At 36.2% G+C, this 1,302-nt stretch carries 2 protein-coding genes; both read right to left on the reverse strand.

What is annotated here, in order from left to right; translation table 11 throughout:
- Nucleotides 1–133 precede the first annotated feature (133 nt).
- Nucleotides 134–622, reverse strand: coding sequence for a crossover junction endodeoxyribonuclease RuvC (gene ruvC, locus GO685_RS05290; RefSeq protein ID WP_175937877.1), 489 nt, complete (start codon nucleotides 620–622; stop codon nucleotides 134–136).
- Nucleotides 623–1,302: cytochrome c oxidase subunit 3 (locus GO685_RS05295; RefSeq protein ID WP_175937878.1), on the reverse strand; the 680-nt coding region annotated here is incomplete at its 5' end. It abuts the gene before it with no gap.

The raw sequence follows: 1,302 nt of genomic DNA on the forward strand, positions 1-1,302 counted from the left end.
CATTGGGTAACCTCCTATTGTTGCTAAAATACTGGAGTTTACCCTATTTCTCTCTCTACTCTCTTTCTAATCCATAGTTAGCGTTTTTAGGGCATTCTTGTCTATCTCATTCTACCATTCCGCTGCACAAAAACTATCCCATAAAACATGAACCTTTCATATGAGCATGACAAATTGCTATAGCAAGAGCATCAGCAGCATGGTGACATTTTATATTTAAATTTTTTACTATCTGTTTCACCATAAATATAACTTGATCTTTGTCGGCATGGCCATTTCCAGTAATGCTTTTCTTTATATAGTTTGCATCATATTCATTTATAGTTAACCCTGCTACCTCCAATGATAAAATTACGACCCCTCTCGCATATCCCAAAGTTAGCGAAGATTTAGGATTCTTATTAACGAAAACTTTCTCCACCGCAGCTTCACTTGGAGAATATAAAGAAATTACTTTTTTTAACTGTCCGAAAATTATGTGCAGACGTTCACCTATGCTGAGCTTACTGTCAGTTGATATGGTACCACTTTCCAGAAACTCAATATTACTTTTCTCACTCAGATTGATAATAGCCCATCCGGTTTTACTTATTCCTGGATCAAGACCTATTATTTTAACCACCTAAAAAACACTCAGCCAATAAATAAACACAAACAAAAATATCCAGACCACATCCACAAAGTGCCAATACCAGGAAGCAAATTCAAAGCATAAATGGTCTTGAGGTGTAAATTGATCTTTCTGAGCCCTGAACAAACATACTGACAAAAATATTATCCCTATTATAACGTGTGCGCAGTGAAACCCAGTAATCATATAAAAATTGGATGCATAGATCAGCTTTTCTCCTGTTTCTTGTAGCGAAAAACTTGCCTCATGATACTCCATAGCTTGCACCATTATAAAAAATACCCCAAGCAATATAGTCGTTGATAGCATTTTAATCATGCTCTTTTTATCATTTTCGAGTAGAGAGTGATGTGCCCAGTTAATAGTTGTACCAGAAAGCAATAATATTAACGTGTTCATAAATGGCAATGACCACGGATCAGGCGGCAAAATTCCCTCAGGAGGCCATTCAACCCTTTTTGTAGGAGAAAATGCTTCAAATGAAAAAACCGGGTCAAGCCAGGCTTTAAAGAATGAACAAAAGAACGCTATAAAAAATACAACTTCTGAAAGGATGAATAAGTACATTGCAACCTTAAGTCCATTTTTTACAATGGCAGTATGGCATTTATCATAAATGGCTTCTTTTATTACATCCCTCCACCAATAAAATAACACCCCTGGTACCGCAG

Source organism: Wolbachia endosymbiont of Madathamugadia hiepei (assembly GCF_013366855.1).
GTDB lineage: Bacteria > Pseudomonadota > Alphaproteobacteria > Rickettsiales > Anaplasmataceae > Wolbachia.